Genomic DNA, 15,451 nt, shown 5'->3' with positions numbered 1-15,451 from the left:
AGGACTCCACCGCGAGATGGCCTCACGGGATCTCGCGGCGCGCGACCATGCGCATCTCCGACGTGCTGCGAGCTCTTCGCGCGGAGTTCCCGGGAGTCAGCCACTCCAAGCTGCGCTTCCTCGAGGAGCAAGGACTGATCGATCCCGAGCGCACCCCGTCCGGCTACCGGCAGTACAGCCCGGCCGACGTCGAGCGTCTGCGGTACGTGCTGCTCGAGCAGCGCGACCGCTACCTCCCGCTCAAGGTCATCAAGGAGAACCTGGCCGCCCTCGACGAGGGCGAGGTCGTGGAGAATCCCGCGCCGCGTCTGGCGACGAGCGGGGGCGAGCCCGAGCGCGCGGTGACGCGGCAGAAGTACACCGTCGCGACGCTGGCCTCGACCGCAGAGGTCGACGTCTCGCTCGTCGAGGGGCTCATCTCCGCGGGAGTGCTTCGCCAGGCGCCCGGTGGGCAGCTGGACGCGTGGTCGCTCGAGGTCGTCCAGCTCGCGGCCGCGTTGTCCGAGTACGGGATCGAGCCGCGCCACCTGCGCCTCCTGCGCACGTCGGCCGATCGGCACGTCGGCCTGGTCGAGCAGGTCGTCGCGCCGTGGCGCAGCCAGCAGAGCGCCTCGGCCCGCGCGCACGCCAGCGCCCTGGCCGGCGAGGTCGGCGAGCTCTTCGCCAAGCTGCACACCGTCTGGGTCCGCCAGGGAGTGGGCGACCTCACGAACTGATCCACCGTTCACCTGCGCCCCCGGTACGTCCTCACGTACCGGGGGCGCAGTGCGTCCACGGACTCAGCGGTCCTGCTCCTGACGGAGCGGGCCGCGCGTCGTACGGTGGAGACGTGAGCGACAAGGTGCCGATGGTCCCCGTGGAGGTCCTCGGCGTGCGCCAGCAGCAGGGCGCAGGGCAGGAGATCGTCGTCCTCCTCCTCGACCCCGCGGCCGAGCTCGTGGTGCCGATCATCATCGGGCCGCGAGAGGCGAGCGCGATCGCGATGGCTCAGGCGCACCTCACCGCGCCGCGGCCCATGACCCACGACCTCCTGAGGAACGTCCTGGACGCGCTGCGCGTCGAGCTCACGCGCGTCGAGATCGTGGCGCTCGACGACGGGATCTTCTACGCCGAGATGGTGCTGGGGACCGGGGTGCGCGTCGACGCGCGGGCGTCGGACGCGATCGCCGTCGCGGTGCGGACGGGGAGTCCCGTCCTGTGCTCGGCAGAGATCGTGGCACTGGCCGGTGTCGAGCTCGTCGACGGCGAGCAGCAGCGGGAGATGGAGCGGTTCCGAGATTTCCTGGATCACGTGACGCCCGAGGACTTCGGCCCTCCCGAGGAGGGAGAAACCCCTGAAAGCCCTGAAAGGGACGTGTAACTTTCAGGCTCTACCTGAGACAATAGCGGCACAGTTATACATTTTGGACACTCAATCGTGACCTGAGGTCGGGGGAAGTGGCCCCAGCGCGGGGGAGCCCTCGAGGCCTCGAGGTCACCCGCGACACGCCCCGGCTTCAGAGGGTCAGTCGTTGACGGCCCACGGTCACGGGCCTAGCGTGGAGTCCACATCACCCTTGGAGGCACAGTGAACAGCAGCGGTGGAGCCAGCGCGGAGCCGGGTGCTCCCGTTCCCCATGCGGCACAGGGCCTGCTGTTCGGTGAGGACATCACCGAGCACGACACGAACACGGGGTACCGCGGGCCCACGGCCTGCCGGGTCGCCGGCATCACCTATCGACAGCTCGACTACTGGGCGCGCACGGGACTTGTCGAGCCGACCGTCCGCCCCGCCAGCGGTTCGGGGACGCACCGCCTCTACGGCTTCCGCGACATCCTCGTCCTCAAGATCGTCAAGCGACTCCTCGACACCGGGGTCTCCCTGCAGCAGATCCGCACGGCCGTCGACCACCTGCGCGAGCGCGGCGTCGAGGACCTCGCGCAGATCACGCTCATGAGCGACGGGGCGAGCGTCTACGAGTGCACGTCCCCGGACGAGGTCGTCGACCTCGTCCAGGGCGGGCAGGGCGTCTTCGGCATCGCTGTCGGCCGGGTCTGGCGCGAGGTCGAGGGCACGCTCAGCGAGATGCCCACCGAGTCGCTCGCGGACACAGACGACGCGCCCAGCGGCCCCACGCAGGACGAGCTGGCGCTGCGCCGTCGGGCACGGACCGCGGGCTGAACCCCGCTCCCGCACACCTTCCGCCGAGCCCCGCCCTGCCTCCGCCGAGCCCCGCCCTGCCTCCGCAGGGCGGGGCTCGGCGCGTGTCGCAGGCCACATTCGCGGCCGCTCGCGAGGTTCTGTTGCCCGAACCGTGAAGAACCCGTGCGAAGATCGCCTGTGGGCGTCCCGGCTCGTGCCGGAGCGACGCCCGTGACGAGCGGGTGCGTGGACCTCTTCTCGCGACGGTCCCGGACCCGACCCACGATGACGGATGGGGTACTTGGTGTTCTCGAAAGTTCTGGTCGCCAACCGCGCGGAGATCGCGGTCCGGGCGTTTCGCGCAGCGTACGAGCTCGGCTCCCGGACGGTGGCCGTCTTCCCCTACGAGGACCGGAACTCCGAGCACCGGCTGAAGGCCGACGAGGCGTACCGGATCGGTGAGGAGGGCCACCCTGTCCGGGCCTACCTCGACATCGAGGAGATCGTGCGCGTCGCCAAGGACGCGGGCGCCGACGCGATCTACCCCGGATACGGGTTCCTCTCGGAGAACCCCGACCTGGCACGCGCCTGCAAGGACGCGGGCATCGCGTTCGTGGGACCGCCCGCCGAGGTCCTCGAGCTCGCGGGCAACAAGGTCCGCGCGCTCAAGGCTGCCCGTGAGGCCGGGATCCCGGTCCTGGCGTCGAGCGAGCCCTCGTCGGACATCGACGAGCTCATCGCGGCCGCCGACGAGATCGGCTTCCCCATCTTCGCCAAGGCCGTCGCGGGTGGCGGCGGGCGCGGCATGCGCCGCGTCGACCGCCGCGAGGATCTGCCCGAGGCGCTGGCCGCCGCGATGCGTGAGGCCGACGGCGCGTTCGGCGACCCGACGATGTTCCTCGAGCAGGCCGTCCTGCGCCCGCGTCACATCGAGGTGCAGATCCTGGCCGACGGCCAGGGCAACGTCGTGCACCTGTGCGAGCGTGACTGCTCGGTCCAGCGGCGCCACCAGAAGGTCATCGAGATCGCGCCCGCACCCAACCTGGACCCCGCGGTCCGCGAGGCGCTCTGCGCCGACGCCGTGAAGTTCGCGCGGTCGATCGGGTATCAGAACGCCGGGACGGTCGAGTTCCTGCTCGACACCGTGGGGGAGCGTGCGGGGCAGCACGTCTTCATCGAGATGAACCCCCGCATCCAGGTCGAGCACACCGTGACCGAGGAGGTCACGGACATCGACCTGGTCTCCTCGCAGATGCGCATCGCCGCGGGGGAGTCGCTCGAGGACCTCGGCATCCGTCAGGAGGACGTCCACGTCAACGGCGCGGCCCTCCAGTCGCGCATCACGACCGAGGACCCCGCGAACGGGTTCCGTCCCGACACGGGCCGGATCGTGGCCTACCGCTCGCCGGGCGGCGCCGGCGTACGGCTCGACGGCGCGACGGCGACCGCGGGGTCGGAGATCTCGGGCCACTTCGACTCGATGCTGGTCAAGCTCACGTGCCGCGGGCGCGACTACCCGACGGCCGTCCGGCGCGCACGACGCGCCCTCGCGGAGTTCCGCATCCGCGGCATCCGCACCAACATCCCGTTCCTGCAGGCCGTCCTGTCGGACGCCGAGTTCATCGCGGGCAACCTGTCGACGTCGTTCATCGACGAGCGCCCCGAGCTGCTCGCGGCGCGCGAGAGCGCGGACCGCGGGACCAAGCTCCTGAGCTACCTGGGTGACGTGACCGTCAACCGTCCGCACGGGACGGGTCCTGGCGGGATCGACCCCGCCGCCAAGCTCCCCGAGATCGACCTGTCGATCGCTCCCGTGCCGGGAAGCCGTCAGCAGCTCCTGGAGCTGGGCCCCGAGGGCTTCGCCCGCGCGCTGCGCGCCGAGACCGCGGTCAAGGTCACCGACACGACGTTCCGTGACGCGCACCAGTCGCTGCTCGCGACGCGCGTCCGCACGCACGACCTGGTCACGGTGGCCCCCTACGTGGCCCGCATGACGCCGCAGCTCCTGTCGGTCGAGGCGTGGGGCGGGGCGACGTACGACGTCGCGCTGCGCTTCCTCGGCGAGGACCCGTGGGCCCGGCTCGCGGCGCTGCGCGAGGCCATGCCCAACGTCGCGCTGCAGATGCTCCTGCGCGGCCGCAACACGGTGGGCTACACGCCGTACCCCACCGAGGTGACCGAGGCGTTCGTCCGCGAGGCCGCGGCCACGGGCGTCGACATCTTCCGCATCTTCGACGCGCTCAACGACGTCGAGCAGATGCGGCCCGCTATCGACGCGGTGCGGGCGACGGGGACCGCGGTCGCCGAGGTCGCGCTGTGCTACACGGGCAACCTGCTCGACCCGGCCGAGTCCCTGTACACGCTGGACTACTACCTCGAGCTCGCCGACCGCATCGTCGACGCCGGGGCGCACGTCCTGGCGATCAAGGACATGGCCGGCCTGCTGCGTCCTGCGGCCGCGGCCCGGCTCGTGACGGCCCTGCGCGAGCGCTTCGACCTGCCCGTGCACCTGCACACGCACGACACCTCGGGCGGGCAGATGGCGACCCTCATGGCCGCGGTCGCCGCGGGGGTCGACGCGGTCGACGTCGCGAGCGCCGCGATGGCCGGCACCACGAGCCAGCCCTCGATGTCCGCCCTGGTCGCAGGGCTCGAGCACACCGACCGGGACACGGGCCTCTCGCTGCGCGCGGTGTGCGACCTCGAGCCCTACTGGGAGGCCGTGCGCCGCCTCTACGCGCCGTTCGAGTCGGGGCTGTCGAGCCCGACCGGGCGCGTGTACGAGCACGAGATCCCGGGCGGGCAGCTCTCGAACCTGCGCCAGCAGGCCATCGCGCTCGGCCTGGGGGACCGGTTCGAGCAGATCGAGGCGACCTACGCCGCGGCCGACCGCATCCTCGGCCGGCTCGTCAAGGTGACGCCGTCCTCGAAGGTCGTGGGTGACCTGGCGCTGCAGCTCGTGGCGCGCGGCGCCGACCCGGTCGACTTCGCCGAGAACCCGCAGGACTTCGACATCCCGGACTCGGTCATCGCGTTCCTGGGCGGCGAGCTGGGCGACCCGCCCGGTGGGTGGCCCGAGCCGTTCCGCTCCAAGGCCCTCGCGGGCCGGGTCGTGCGCAACGCCGTCACACCTCTGACGGTCGAGGACCAGGCGGACCTCGACGGCGACTCGGACGCGCGCCGCAACCGGCTCAACCACCTGCTCTTCGCCGGCCCGACCAAGGAGTACGAGGCGTCGCGTGCCGCGTTCGGTGACGTGTCGGTGCTGGGCACACAGGCGTACCTGTACGGCCTGACGCCCGGCGAGGAGGTCGAGGTCTCTCTCGGCCGTGGCGTCAAGCTCCTGGTGGGGCTCGAGGCCGTCGGTGAGCCCGACGAGCGCGGGCGCCGGACGGTCATGTTCACCCTCAACGGCCAGCTGCGTCCGCTCCAGGTGCGCGACCGGTCGATCGAGGTCGACTCGTCGCTCGCCGAGAAGGCCGACCCCGGAGCGCCGGGGCAGATCGCGGCGCCGTTCGCGGGGGCGGTGACTCCCGTGGTCCACGAGGGCGAGGTGGTCGAGGCAGGCCAGACCGTCGCGACGGTCGAGGCCATGAAGATGGAGGCCGCGATCACGACGCCCGTCGGGGGCACGGTGCAGCGCGTCGCGATCGGCGCGGTCCAGCAGCTCGAGGGCGGGGACCTGGTCCTGGTCGTCGTCTGACACCCGTGATCCACTGCCCGCGGGCCGGGTCGGCAGCGACAGGCTGCTGACCCGGCCCGCGTCGTCGTCGGGGAAGAGGCGGATGCCCGACGACGGAGCTCCCGCGGGTGCGGGGGCGCGGCCGGGCACGTCGAAGCCACCTCGCGACGACCGCGGCCGCTCACGGCACACTGGAAGCAGGAAGACACCCCGGCCCAAGGAAGGCTCATGCACCTCACGTTCCACGGACACTCCTGCGTCGCACTCGATCACGACGGGACCACGCTCACGGTCGACCCCGGGACCTTCGCCGACACGTCGTCCGCGCTGGCGGATCCCGGGACGCTCCTCGTGACGCACGCGCACCCGGACCACCTCGACGTCGCGGCGGTCCGCAAGGCGCTGGACGAGCGCCAGGGGCTGGCGATGATCGGCCCGCAGGCGGCGTTCGACCTGCTGGGCGAGGCTCCCGACGGCGAGAGGTACCGGGTCGTCGAGCCGGGCGACGTGCTCACGCTGGGGCCGTTCGCCGTGCTGGTCGGAGGCGGTCAGCACGCGGTGATCCATCCCGACATCCCCCGGGTCGCGAACGTCACCTACCTGTTCTCGGCCGACGGCGCGAGCGTCTATCACCCGGGCGACTCGCTCAGCCCGCCCCTGACGGACCGGCGTCTGGACGTGCTGCTCGCTCCGGTGGCGGCGCCGTGGATGAAGGTCGCGGAGGGCATCGACTTCGTCCGCGACCTGGACCCGTGGGCCGTGGTGCCGATCCACGACGCGATCCTCTCGACCGCCGGCCTCGGTCTGGTCCATCGCTTGTTCGGGGTGGGCCGCACCGGCGGGACCTACGACTACCGTCCGCTCGAGGTGGGCCAGCGCCTCGACATCACCCCGAGGAGCCGACCATGACCGAGCAGCAGTCGCACCGTGATCCTGAGGCGGTCGCGCAGGAGCTCCTGCGCGAGCACCCGGAGTTCGACGAGGTGCCCGTCATCGAGATCGACGAGACCGTCCCGCCGCGCCCGGAGGAGGAGATCGCGGACGCGGTGAGGGAGTGATTCCCCTCCGCAGCCCCTACAGCAGCGGGCGCAGCGGGGTCAGCGCGACCTCGCCGAGCTTGGCGGCGATCGACCTGCTCGACCACTCCGTCAGCGTGAGCTCGCGGCAGTTGCTGAGGTCGACCTCGAAGACCTTCTCCATCTGGCTGGCGATGCCGGCGTCGACGATCTCGAGGTTGACCTCGTAGTTGCCGGTCAGGCTGAGGCGGTCGATGTTCGCGGTGCCGATCGTGGTCCAGCGCCCGTCGATCGTCGCGGTCTTGGCGTGGACCATGGCGTCCTTGTAGAGCCAGATCGTGACGCCGCCCCGCAGGAGCGTGGTGTAGAGGCCGCGGGAGAGCCAGTCGGCGACGACGTGGTTGGAACGCTCGGGCACGAGGACCCGGACGTCCACTCCTCGTTGTGCCGCCATGAGGAGGGCGTCGAGGATCTCGCGGTCGGGGATGAAGTAGGCCTGCGTGATGTAGATGTGGTCCGAGGCCCGGTCGATCGCGTCGAGGTAGATGCCGCGGATCGGGAAGACGAGGTGCGCAGGCGCGTTGCGTGCCGCGCGGAGCTCAGGGAGCCACAGACGTGAACCGGGGTCCTCGAGGGGAGGCTGGTCCGACTTCCGGTTCGAGTTCCAGAAGTCCACGAAGGCGTTGCGCAGCTCCCAGGCGGACGGCCCTTCGAGCCGGATGTGGGTGTCGCGCCACTGGGTCGCGTACATCGAGCCGATGTTGTACCCGCCCACGAACCCGATCTCGTCGTCGACCACTAGGATCTTGCGGTGGTCACGCCCGGACTTGCGGACGTTGAGCACCAGGACGCCGGGGCGGAAGACGGGGTACCGGATGACGTGGATGGGGGAGGGGAACGTCAGGAACTCGCGGTGCACCACGAGGTTCGCGAAGCCGTCGTAGATCACGAAGACCTCGACGCCGCGTTCGCTGGCCTCGATCAGGGCGTCCTTGAACTCCTGCCCGAGCTCGTCCCCCTTCCAGATGTACGTCTCGAGCATTATGCGACGCCGGGCCCCGCGGATGGCGGCGAGCATCTCGCGGTAGAGGTCGTCGCCGTACGTGAAGATCGTGGTCTCCGTCTCGCCGATCCTCCCCTCGGCCGGGGCCGAGCGGGGGAAGCGGCTGGGGTCCGTGACGCGCCGCTTGCGGATGGCGTCGGCGATCACGAGACCCGTGGCCACGGTCATGGGGACGGCGACCGCGAGAACCGCTGCGCGGGCCATCACCGTTCGGGCGAGCTGGACGGGAGACGTCTTCGAGGGGCGCACCTGCTCACCGTAGCCGCAGGACGCCGAGAGCACCCGGAGAAAACTGGTGACGTTGGTCGGACCGACCGCGACCGCTGCGATATCAGGGACGCACCGTGTCGATTTCACCCGTTCTGTCATGCTCCGGCGAGGGCTCGCTCCCCATCTCCGCGGGCAGGCCGGCCGAGAGCGGGTGGGACCGGATCGCCGCGGCGAGCTCGCCCTCGATCCGGTCGAGGTAGACGCCCGTGGTCGCGATCGAGGCGTGGCCCAGCAGCTCGGCGATGACCTTGACGTCCCATCCCTGGGCGACGAGGAGAGTCGCGGTCGTGTGCCGCAGGGCGTGGGGCGTCGCGGCGCGCCGGTACTCGTCGGGCATGCGGGCGATGCACCGGTTGAGCAGCGCGCGGATCGCCTGGGCGTCGATGCGGCGGCCGCGCCAGGTGAGCAGGAGGGCCCGGGACGCGTCGTGGTCGCCGGGTCGCCGGGCGAGCAGCTGGGGACGCAGGCCGACGAGGTACTCCTCGAGGGCTCGCGACAACGGTTCTGACAGGCTGACGGTGCGGACGGCGCCTCCCTTGCCCTTGATGCGCCAGCGGGTCTGGTCGGGCTCGCGCACGAAGTCGTCGACGTCCGCGCGCGCGACCTCCGAGACGCGCGGCCCGAGGATGAGCAGGAGCGCGATGATGAGGCGGTCGCGCAACGCGAGGTCGTGGTCGGCGCGCGGCGGAGGAGATGCGGCCGCCGGGCCCTGAGCCGCCGAGGGACCCGGCCCGCGGGGCTTGGTGCTCGCGGTGACCAGGAGCGCCTGGGCCGCCGTCGCCGAGAGCGCCGTCCGCGCGACGCGCAGGCCGCCGCGGAGCCTGGCCGGGGGAGAGGCCCACTGCATGGGGTCGGCCTGGACCCACCCGTCGCGCGCGGCGTGCGTGAAGAAGCGGGAGATCGACTGCCGGAAGCGGTTCACGGTCGCGGCCGACCGCCCGGGCCCGTCGGGCTTGGTCCGGGGGTCTGCGTACCGGCCGTCAGGGGTGATCTGGTAGCGCAGGAGGAAGTCGTCGATGTCGTCGCCCGTGATGTCGTCGAGGATCGTCTCGGGCCCGGCGAGGGAGGCGAGCTCACGCAGGTCGCGCTCGTAGTTGCGTTGGGTCGTGGGGGAGAGGACCCCTCTGACCGTCTCGGCGGACACCGACGAGAGGTACGTGGCGACGGCCTCGGCGACGGTGACGCGACGTAGGCGGGGAGGTGCGACCACCGTGCGGCTCCTGGGAACGGGATGACATCGGACATCCGGAGCATAGGGGGCGCCACTGACACCCTCGAGGGGACCGGTGCTCACGTTCGACCCTCAGAGCATGGTGTTGTGACAAACACAATGGTTTGTCTCGTATGTCCCAATTGAAGAAGGCTACCGCAGGTGGTGTCGTCGCGAAAGAGGCACGGGCGGTCTCGTCCTCAGATGCCCGACGGCGCAGCGACGGCCGCGTCGTCGTCTCGCCTGGGTCGGGCGCCCAGCAGGACGCCCGCGCCTGAGGGGGACCGGTGGCGTGCGGGGCTGAGCCACAACCGATAGATCCACCAGGGGGCGGCGACGATCGCGCTGAGTGCGGCCGTCAGGGCTGCCACGGCGAGCGTCGCCACCAGGAGCATCGCCACGAGTAACGTGCGCACGCACTGGACCGCGACCCGTCGGCCGATCGGCGCCAGCGGGGTTCTGGACGAGGTCGACAGCTCAGTGATGCTCGGCCCATCGTGTTGCGTCGCCACGAACGGTCCTGAGCTCATCGTCGACTCCAGAGGCTGCTGGCGCCGCTGCTCGACGCCCCTGCGAAGGAGAGAGCCAGTGGTGCGCGCTCCTGATGCACCCGACGCGGCCGGCGGGCTCGATCGGCCGAACCGGACGCGCGTTCTGGGGCGCACAGAGGCCCTCGATGCCCGCCCGTGCGCCCGAGAGGGGTGGTCTCGTTCGACCATAATGACATAATGTACATTATCGGCGTTGCGCGGTGGCGGTCGAGAAGGGGTAGAAGGAGCGTCGTTCCGACGATCTGCGGACCGGATCGTTAGTCACCGATCAGGTGCAGCTCCGTGGTCGCGTCGACGGCGCACTGCTCGGCCAGGCCGACGACCTCGTCGACGATGCGTGCAGCGGCCCCGGATGCCGCGCCGTCGACGGATCGCAGCTCGGCGACGAGCTGATCCACCTCCGACGACGTCAGCACGAGATCTCCGTACGGGTCGATCTTCGCCAGCAACGGCCGCCCGCTCGCTGCGGCACGCCGGACGAGCTCGCCCTCGGTGTCGCAGGTGGCCGCCAAGGTCCTCAGTGTGCGACGACGAGAGCTCGTGCCTCGCTGCGAGACGGCGACCAGCAGGATGTCGAGGGGCATGGTGAGCATCCCGCCAGACGGCTCCGGGCGCCGCGGCCAGGAGATCCCCGCCCCGCCACTCCCCCGGGTTTCACGCCGGGAACCAGCATCCTCGCAGGTCAGAGGCCATTTATGGGACTCTGACCTGCGAGGCGACCAAGTAGCGTCTCCTGCCGTCGGTCAGCCGACCGCCCGCTTCACGAGCTCAGCGATCGTCGCCTCGTTCTCCTTCGTCAGCTCCGTGAGGGCGTACGCGACGGGCCACAGCGTGCCGTCGTCGAGCTGGGCCACGTCGTTGAATCCGAAGGTCGGGTAGCGTGCGCCGAACTTCTCCGCAGGCTGGAAGAAGCACAGGATCTTGCCGTCCTTGGCCCACCCGGGCATCCCGTACCAGGTCTTCGGTGCGAGCGAGGGCGCGTGCTCCGCGACGAGCTCGTGGAGCCGAGAAGCCATGGAGCGATCCGGTTCGGACAGCTCCGCGATCTTCTCGAGCTGGGCCTTCTCCGCCTCGGCCCGGTTCGCGGACGCCTTGAGCTCCTTGGCGCGCTCCTTCATCGCCGCACGTTCCTCGGCCGAGAACCCCTCGTAGGCCTTGCTGCTCTTGGCGGTCTTCGCGGTGCCGGTCATCATGGTTCCCCTTCTCGGTGGGCCTGTCGTCAGGAACGACGTTACTGAGGGCGTGCGCGAGACGCTTCTCCAGAACTGCTCGATCCCGACAGCCGGCGAGCCTGATCAACTCCCAGAGAATGTCACCGTGTCGTCGGAATTCTCCGAGCGATCCTCGAGCCGAGGATCGCTCGGAGAATTCCATCGGGTGCGGCACGAAGACTCCTGACAATGTCGGCTGAGGTCCGCACCGGATTTGTCGGCGCCCCTGTCGGGCCATGCCGGGATTCACTGGAGGTCTTTGCACCTTTCGTTGTGCAGCATTCCTCGGCACATTGCCGTGGTCGACCGCGCGTTCGACGTGCTAGCGTCACGGTGATCGTGATCCGTCAGAAGGAGGTGAGACCCGTGAACGCAGTATCCGTACCGGGCGCTCCCCCGCAGCCCACGATCGCGCGACTGAGCTAGTCGCCATCGGGAGCGCTCGCCAGGCACTTCGCGAAAGGCGACTCCCATGAACATCTCACCTGATTCCTCCCCAGCACCCGACTCCTCGAACAGCGATCAGAGCGTGCCGCCGTTCCCTGTCGGCGAACGGGCACTCGTCCTCGGCGGCGGCGGGTCCACAGGTAACGCCTGGCTGATCGGCGTCCTGGCCGGCCTGTCCGACGCCGGCCTGGACGTGACCGCAGCGGACCTCACCGTCGGGACGTCGGCCGGCTCGACCGCCGCCGCCCAGCTGGCCGGCGCGTCCCCGACCGAGCTGCTCGCCGCGATCATTGCGGCTGCTCCCCCGCGTCCGAACGGCGCCCCCGGTGGAGACCGAGGACGTGCCGCGAACCGCGCGGTCGGGGAACACCTTGAGCGGATGAAAGCTCTCATCGCCTCCGCCGGCGACGCTGCTGACCTGCGAAGAATGGTGGGCACCGCAGCGCTCGACCGAGAAGCCGCGTCGGACGGGTCCTGGCGCGCTCAGTGGCGCGCCACCGTCGCTTCTCGGCTCCCGAGTCAGTACTGGCCGCAGCGAAAGGTGCTCCTCACGGCCGTCGACGCCGAGTCCGGTGAGCCGGTCGTGTTCGACCACCTCAGCGGGGTCGACCTGGCGGACGCCGTGGCCGCGAGCTGTTCGAGCGGTCTGCCCTACAGGATCGGCGACCGTCGCTACATCGACGGCGGCTATCGGCGCAACGAGAACGCCGACCTTGCCGCCGGGTACACGCGGGTGCTGGTGCTCTCACCGTTCGGCGGGCGGTCGTTCACGCCGCCGGCTTGGGGTCTGCAGCTCGCCGCACAGGTGGACGAGCTCCGGGCGCTGGGCAGCGAGGTGGAGACGATCTTCCCGGACAGCGCTTCCGAGCACCTGTTCGGCGCGAACGCGATGGACGTGTCTCTGCGCCCCCTGGCCGCTCGAGCCGGACATGCCCAAGGAATGGTTCTGGCCGACGCGCTGATCGCCTTCTGGCGCTGAATCCCCGAGGGCTCTTGCCCTTTTCCCGTCGGTCGCGTGGCATGCAACCGCGCCGCGCGACCGACGGGAAAAGGGAGAAACACTCCGAGGCTCACGTCAATCGTTCGGTCAGGTGAACGGTGACGGTATCTCCGATGTCTTTCCCGAGCTTCTTGCGCAGCTTGGCGCTGATCGAGAGCATGTGGCCACCTGACCCGGTCGGCATCAGCCCGGCCGTCAGGTCGTGGCCGTCCACCGTCGCGACCACTCTCACGGCCTTGCCGGTTGCCAACAGCTCGACCGAGTCGGGAACCTCGACGCACGACCACACGTCGCCCCGCACGGTCACCCCGATCGGAGCGGAGAACGAGACGTCCATCGGACCTGGAGAGCTGCTCACCGGGTGACTCCTTCGTCGATCGTCAGCACCGCTCCTCCAGCAGCGCCCTGATGCTCGACACTATCGAGCGGCAAGGACGGGCTGCTCGGCACACGCCGCAGGTCGCCGCGGACTGCACCGCCTGCACGCCGGCCGCCCCGACCCGCGTGCTGCTGCAGCGAAGAACCACCGAGATATCTTGATGTCGACAGACTTCGTCAGGAAGCCCTGAGAGCGTCGGCGCCAGATCTGCCTCCGGTGTGATCTGCGCAGTTCGCCGTTCGAAGAGCGATGCCCGTTTTGCCCCTGGATGCGCATACCCCGTGAGTTCTATACCCACGGGGCGCGGGACGCTCTTCCCGGCAGAATCGTTGATATTCCGCCCTTTCTACGGGCCACCCGCAGAGTGTCGCGCGCCCCGTGGGCACACCACGGGCACTAGCCAGGCGAGACTGCGCGCAGTCTCGCGGACTCCAGGGCGACCGCGACGCCGTCGAGATCGTTGTCGAAGAGGTCCGCATAGACGTCGAGCGTCATGCTCGCGGAGGCGTGTCCAAGCATGCGCTGGACCGCCTTGACGTTCGCCCCGGCCGACACGGCGAGGCTCGCCGCGGTGTGGCGCAGGTCGTGCGGGGTCAGGTGGTCGTCGATGCCCGCGTCGCGAGCCGCGCGCCAGAACCATCCGGTGCCGGACTTCGAGCGCTTGAGGTAGTCGCCGCGGTCGCCGTGGAAGACGACGTCGTCGCGCCCCTTGCCCTCGCACGCCGCGGCGAGGCGCATGGACAGGAACGCCGGGAACGGGACCGAGCGTCGCTCGTGCGTCTTGGGGGTGCCGATCACGATGTCCGAGCCGACCTCGACCGCGTTCTGGTTGACGCGCAGCCGGTGCCGGAGCATGTCGAGGTCCCTGACGCGCAGGCCCGCGGCCTCGCCCCAGCGCAGCCCGCAGTACGCGAAGACCAGGACCAGGGTCTCGTGCCGTCCGGCGGCCGCGGCCAGCGCCGCGACCTGCTGGTGGTCGAGGTAGGTGTGCTCGCGCCGGACCTTGCGCGGCAGGTTCACGCCGCGGGCGGGGTTCGTCAGGATCCTGCGGTCGTCGACCGCGTCGTCGAGCAAGGACGCCAGGGCGCCGTGGGCGCGCGCGACCGTCGTGGGGCTGTAGGCAGCGCTCAGCTCGGAGACCCACGCCTGGACAGCGGTGCGCCGGATCTCGGCGACCGGGACGCTCCCCCACCGGGGCGTGACGTGGAGGCGCCACGAGCTCTCGATCGCTCGGGCGGTCGACGGCTTGAGGTGCGTCTGGCGCTGGAGCCACGCTCCCCCGAGCTCGAGGACCGTCGACCGGGCCGCCGCGGGGTCGATGAACTCGCCGCGCAGCATCGAGACCTCGAGCGAGGACGCGAAGGCCTCGGCGCTCCGCTTGGTCTTGAAGCCCCGCTTCTTGGTCTGCTTACGTTCGGGGGTGCGGTAGCGAACCATGTACCGCCGTCCGGCGGTCGTCTCGTAGGCCTCAACGGTCGCCATGATCGACCGCCCGCCGCTCGCCGTCTCCCTGGTGCCTCACACGACGAACCGTACCGCGATCGTGGCATTGACGACTATCCGGACAGGCCAGCCGTGATCCCCGGGTGGCGCGCCCGCATCACCTCGGCGCACCGGTCAAGGCCTGGCGTCGAGGAGGATCCCTCGCCCATCTCTCAGCCAGGGCAAGGTGTCGCGCACCTGTGAGCCGTCCTGGGCGTGGCCTCGCCGGAGCAACGTCACACCCCGATTCGGCGCTTGAAGTTGCGCCCGCCCTCGAAAACCGGAAACCTGGTCGGTGGTCTCGCGGGAGTGCGTGTCCCACCCGATGCGCACGGTCTGCTGGGCAGCCTCGACGGGTGGGTTCGGCGCGCCTCCTGCTTCACCGGACCTTCACGTCCGACCGGAACACTCGCAGCCGGCCGGACGTTGACCCCCATAGACAACCCTGCCGCTACCCCTTGGAGGACACCATGGCCGACCGGTCCCTACGTGGAATGAGCATCGGCGCGAAGAGCATGGAGTCCGACGCGGGCGTCGACTTCGCCCCCCGCTTCCAGGCTCACTACGACTGCCCCAACGGGCACACGATCATCCTGCCGTTCTCGACCGAGGCCGAGGTGCCGGCGGTCTGGGAGTGTCGTTGTGGCGAGGAGGCCCTCCTGCGTGACGCAGAGCGCCCCGAGCCCAAGGCCGGCAAGCCTGCCCGCACCCACTGGGACATGCTGCTGGAGCGTCGCACCATCAAGGAGCTCGAGGAACTGCTCGACGAGCGCCTCGGCCTCCTGCGTGCCGGCAAGCTGCGTCGCAGCGCCTGATCGACTGCCTCGAAGGGCCCGGAACTCCGAGGAGTTCCGGGCCCTTCGTCGTTCCATCGTCCGGCGTGCGCCGTGTTGTCAGAGGTGGGCCCGGGGGGGGCCCCGGGCCCCCCAGTGAAAAAAGGGGGGGTTTCCCCGGGGGGGGGGGCCGGGACCAAGCCGGGGCGGCCCCGGGCCCCCCCCCCACCGGCTCCCCGCGCGCG

Annotated in this window: 15 protein-coding genes; 8 read left to right on the top strand and 7 right to left on the bottom strand. The window is 70.5% G+C overall.

The genetic code is table 11. The annotated features are described in order from the left end of the window. Window positions 1-47: 47 nt before the first annotated feature. From ftsR to ACIPWA_RS09390, 6 genes are all read left to right on the top strand, one after another. Complete coding sequence (gene ftsR, locus ACIPWA_RS09415) at window positions 48-716, top strand: transcriptional regulator FtsR (protein WP_400289705.1); 669 nt, start codon at window positions 48-50, stop codon at window positions 714-716. A 131-nt stretch (window positions 717-847) separates the two neighbouring features. Then, window positions 848-1,360, top strand: coding sequence for a bifunctional nuclease family protein (locus tag ACIPWA_RS09410; protein WP_068626599.1), 513 nt, complete (start codon window positions 848-850; stop codon window positions 1,358-1,360). Window positions 1,361-1,567: 207 nt separating this feature from the next. Beyond that, complete coding sequence (locus tag ACIPWA_RS09405) at window positions 1,568-2,161, top strand: MerR family transcriptional regulator (protein ID WP_056651927.1); 594 nt, start codon at window positions 1,568-1,570, stop codon at window positions 2,159-2,161. A gap of 265 nt (window positions 2,162-2,426) precedes the next feature. Further along, window positions 2,427-5,825, top strand: coding sequence for a pyruvate carboxylase (locus tag ACIPWA_RS09400; protein ID WP_400289702.1), 3,399 nt, complete (start codon window positions 2,427-2,429; stop codon window positions 5,823-5,825). Window positions 5,826-6,032: 207 nt separating this feature from the next. Beyond that, entirely contained in the window at window positions 6,033-6,713 is a 681-nt protein-coding gene (locus ACIPWA_RS09395; RefSeq protein WP_068626567.1) for an MBL fold metallo-hydrolase, read from the top strand. Continuing rightward, the gene (locus ACIPWA_RS09390) at window positions 6,710-6,862 is read left to right on the top strand and encodes a hypothetical protein (RefSeq protein ID WP_157257649.1); all 153 of its coding nucleotides are present in this window, start codon (window positions 6,710-6,712) and stop codon (window positions 6,860-6,862) included. The genes ACIPWA_RS09395 and ACIPWA_RS09390 overlap by 4 nt, the downstream gene beginning before the upstream one ends. 16 nt (window positions 6,863-6,878) lie before the next feature. On the opposite strand, the gene ACIPWA_RS09385 is transcribed toward ACIPWA_RS09390, so the two are convergent. The 5 genes from ACIPWA_RS09385 to ACIPWA_RS09365 all read right to left on the bottom strand — a co-directional run bounded on the left by ACIPWA_RS09385 (window position 6,879) and on the right by ACIPWA_RS09365 (window position 11,107). Next, complete coding sequence (locus ACIPWA_RS09385) at window positions 6,879-8,087, bottom strand: phospholipase D-like domain-containing protein (RefSeq protein WP_056763853.1); 1,209 nt, start codon at window positions 8,085-8,087, stop codon at window positions 6,879-6,881. A 127-nt stretch (window positions 8,088-8,214) separates the two neighbouring features. After that, complete coding sequence (locus tag ACIPWA_RS09380; protein ID WP_400289701.1) at window positions 8,215-9,363, bottom strand: tyrosine-type recombinase/integrase; 1,149 nt, start codon at window positions 9,361-9,363, stop codon at window positions 8,215-8,217. A 200-nt stretch (window positions 9,364-9,563) separates the two neighbouring features. Continuing rightward, the gene (locus ACIPWA_RS09375) at window positions 9,564-9,779 is read right to left on the bottom strand and encodes a hypothetical protein (RefSeq protein ID WP_400289699.1); all 216 of its coding nucleotides are present in this window, start codon (window positions 9,777-9,779) and stop codon (window positions 9,564-9,566) included. Between the two features lie 392 nt (window positions 9,780-10,171). Beyond that, entirely contained in the window at window positions 10,172-10,498 is a 327-nt protein-coding gene (locus ACIPWA_RS09370) for a hypothetical protein (RefSeq protein ID WP_400289697.1), read from the bottom strand. Between the two features lie 159 nt (window positions 10,499-10,657). Further along, window positions 10,658-11,107, bottom strand: a complete 450-nt coding sequence (locus ACIPWA_RS09365; protein ID WP_322788304.1) for an iron chaperone — start codon at window positions 11,105-11,107, stop codon at window positions 10,658-10,660. 490 nt (window positions 11,108-11,597) lie between these two features. On the opposite strand from ACIPWA_RS09365, the gene ACIPWA_RS09360 reads away from it, so the two are divergent. Beyond that, window positions 11,598-12,551 carry a patatin-like phospholipase family protein gene (locus ACIPWA_RS09360; protein ID WP_400289695.1) on the top strand — a complete coding sequence of 318 codons (954 nt, stop codon included), beginning with the start codon at window positions 11,598-11,600 and terminating at the stop codon, window positions 12,549-12,551. Between the two features lie 91 nt (window positions 12,552-12,642). On the opposite strand, the gene ACIPWA_RS09355 is transcribed toward ACIPWA_RS09360, so the two are convergent. Together ACIPWA_RS09355 and ACIPWA_RS09350 are read right to left on the bottom strand one after the other, a co-directional pair. Further along, window positions 12,643-12,930: a DUF1905 domain-containing protein gene (locus ACIPWA_RS09355; protein WP_400289693.1), complete on the bottom strand. Its 288-nt coding sequence runs from the start codon at window positions 12,928-12,930 to the stop codon at window positions 12,643-12,645. Between the two features lie 417 nt (window positions 12,931-13,347). Continuing rightward, window positions 13,348-14,433 carry a tyrosine-type recombinase/integrase gene (locus ACIPWA_RS09350; protein ID WP_056651909.1) on the bottom strand — a complete coding sequence of 362 codons (1,086 nt, stop codon included), beginning with the start codon at window positions 14,431-14,433 and terminating at the stop codon, window positions 13,348-13,350. Window positions 14,434-14,903: 470 nt separating this feature from the next. On the opposite strand from ACIPWA_RS09350, the gene ACIPWA_RS09345 reads away from it, so the two are divergent. Beyond that, complete coding sequence (locus tag ACIPWA_RS09345; protein ID WP_030151331.1) at window positions 14,904-15,248, top strand: RNA polymerase-binding protein RbpA; 345 nt, start codon at window positions 14,904-14,906, stop codon at window positions 15,246-15,248. Window positions 15,249-15,451 lie beyond the last annotated feature (203 nt).

It is taken from the genome of Oerskovia enterophila, from assembly GCF_044748475.1.
GTDB lineage: Bacteria > Actinomycetota > Actinomycetes > Actinomycetales > Cellulomonadaceae > Oerskovia > Oerskovia enterophila.
The sequence above is the reverse complement of the archived record's forward strand: the minus strand, read 5'-3'. Positions and strand labels throughout refer to the sequence as shown.